Source organism: Streptomyces sp. NPDC047081 (assembly GCF_040643775.1).
Taxonomy (GTDB): Bacteria; Actinomycetota; Actinomycetes; order Streptomycetales; family Streptomycetaceae; genus Streptomyces.
Genome location: NZ_JBEYUY010000071.1, coordinates 1 through 2,627, shown reverse-complemented (window position 1 = coordinate 2,627; position 2,627 = coordinate 1). Strand labels below are relative to the sequence as shown.

Below are 2,627 nucleotides of genomic sequence, written 5' to 3'. Positions count from 1 at the left end.
TGTCGACGATCACGAAATTCCCCAGGTGGGGCGGGTTCCGCGTCACGTAATTCCCCACCCCCGCGGTCACGTAATTCCCCATGGGGACGACGGGTGGCGGGGGTCATAGTCCTGGCCGTCGAGACGACGGACGCTTCCTCGATCAGTGGTTCGAGGTCGAGGGAAGCGCGCGATGGCGAGGAGAACGTTCAACGTGGTCGATGTGACCGAGATCTACGTCCACTGGTATGCGGGCCGTTCCAAGAGCGAGCTGGCCGCGTCGCTGGGACTGGACCGCAAGACGATCAGGAAGTACCTGGCCCCGGCGGAGGCCGCCGGGATGACCCCGGGCGGCGCGGCGATGACCGAGCAGGACTGGGCCGGGCTGATCAAGGGGTGGTTCCCCGAACTCGCCGACAGGCGGTTGCGGCAGGTGACCTGGCCCGAGATCGACAAGCACGGCGATTACATCAAGAGCCTGTTGGGGACGGTGACCGTCTCCACGATCCACCAACGGCTGCGGGACGAGCACGGGCTGACCGTGTCGGTGTCGAGTCTGCGGCGGTGGATAGCGGCGACGCTGCCCGAGGAGACGAGAAGGTCGCAGGTCACCGTCCTGCGCGACGAGGTCGAGCCCGGCCTGGAAGCCCAGATCGACTACGGCTTCCTCGGCCAGTGGACCAGCCCCCGCAGCGGGAAACGGCATCGGATCTGGGCCTTCGTGATGATCCTGGCGTGCTCGCGGCACATGTTCGTCCGCCCCGTGATCCACCTCGACCAGCATGCCTGGACCGAGGCCCACGTCGAAGCGTTCCGGTTCTTCGGCGGTGTCACCCAGCGGCTCGTCCCGGACAACCTGCGCACCGGGGTCGACAAACCCGACCTCTACGACCCCAAAATCAACAAGGCGTATGCCGAACTCGCCACCCACTACGGCGCGTTGGTAGATCCAGCCCGTGCTGGCCGGCCCAAAGACAAGCCCCGGGTCGAGCGCCCGATGCCCTATATAAGGGACTCGTGGTGGCGGGGACGGGAGTTCGTCTCTCTCGAGCACATGCAGGCCGACGCGGTCCGCTGGTCGAGCGAGGTCGCGGGACGCAGGCAGTGCCGGCCGCTGGGCGGGGCGTCCCCGCTGTCGGTGTTCGAAGCCGTCGAGGCCGGCACCCTGCTCCCGCTGCCGAAGACGCCGTTCGTGCTGGCCCGCTGGTCAACGGCAACGGTCGGCCCGGACATCCACATCAAGGTGGGCCGCACCCTCTACTCGGTGCCGTGGAAACTCATCGGCCAGCGCGTCGACGTCCGCTCCACCCAAGCGTTCGTGCAGGTCTTCCACAACGGCGAACTGGTCAAGACCCATGCGACCCTTGAGCAGGGCAAACGCACCCACAGCGGCGACTACCCGCCGGAGAAGATCGCCTTCCACATGCGGACCCCCACCTGGTGCCGCACCCAGTCCGTCCAGGTCGGCCCGGCCTGCCGCGAAGTGATCGACGGGCTGCTGGAGGTCAACGCGCTCTACCGGCTCCGCGCCGCCCAGGGCGTGATCGGACTGCGCAAGAAGTACGGCGACGTGCGGCTGGAAGCCGCCTGCGCCAAGGCCACCCTCGTCGGCGACCCGTCCTACCGCACCATCAAGGGCATCCTCCTCGCCGGCACCGAGACCGACCCCGCCCCCGAGACCAGCGGCGACGGCGGAGCCGCGGCCTTCCTGCACGGTCCCACGCGGCTCTTCGCGACCGCCGCGACCCCCGACATGACGAACGACGACCGTGATGACCACCGTCACGACGAAGGAGTGGCGTGATGACCATCATGGACACCGCCCTGCGCGAGGCACTGCGCGCGCTGAAGCTGTCGGGCATGCTGGAGACCCTGGACGCCCGCTTGGCCCAGGCCCACGGCGGCGAGCTCGGACACCTCGAGTTCCTCCAGTCGCTCTGCCAGGACGAGATCACCCGCCGCGACACCGTCGCCTTCCAACGCCGCCTCGCCCGGGCGAAGTTCGAGCAGCAGGTCACCCTGGAGGAGTTCGACTTCGCCGCCTCCCCGAAGCTGCCCGCGGCCCAGATCCGCGACCTCGCGGCCCTGCGCTGGCTGCACACCGGAGAGTCCGTAATTTTGTTCGGTCCGGTCGGTGTCGGGAAGACACACGTCGCCCAGGCGCTCGGGCACCTGGCGATCCGGCAGGGCGCGAACGTCCGCTTCGCCAAGACCAGCCGCATCCTCGCGGACCTCGCCGGCGGCCACGCGGACCGCACCTGGGACAAGCGGATCCACGAGCTGGTACGTCCCGACGTGCTCATCCTGGACGACTTCGCGATGCGCCAGCTGACCGCGGCCCAGGCCGACGACCTCTACGAGCTGGTCAGCGAGCGGCAGGGCCGGTCGCTGATCCTCACCAGCAACCGGGCGCCCAGCGACTGGTATCCGCTCTTCCCCAACCCCGTGGTCGCCGAGTCGCTCCTGGACCGGCTGATCAACACCAGCCACCAGGTGATCATGAACGGGCCCAGCTACCGGCCCAACAAACGGCCCCGAGGAGGCGGCACCGACAAGACAAACAAGCCCTCGATCAAGTAGACATGAACAAGGTCAGGACCTGGGGAATTACGTGACGCCGGGCCCGGGGAATTACGTGATCGTTCACA

The 2,627-nt window shown here is 68.0% G+C and carries 2 protein-coding genes; both read left to right on the top strand.

The window, feature by feature from the left end:
- Positions 1 to 193: 193 nt before the first annotated feature.
- A complete protein-coding gene (istA, locus tag ABZ848_RS49455) occupies positions 194 to 1,783 on the top strand; it encodes an IS21 family transposase (RefSeq protein WP_360843709.1) in 1,590 nt (529 codons plus the stop codon).
- Complete coding sequence (istB, locus tag ABZ848_RS49450) at positions 1,783 to 2,559, top strand: IS21-like element helper ATPase IstB (protein WP_360843706.1); 777 nt, start codon at positions 1,783 to 1,785, stop codon at positions 2,557 to 2,559. The genes istA and istB overlap by 1 nt, the downstream gene beginning before the upstream one ends.
- Positions 2,560 to 2,627 lie beyond the last annotated feature (68 nt).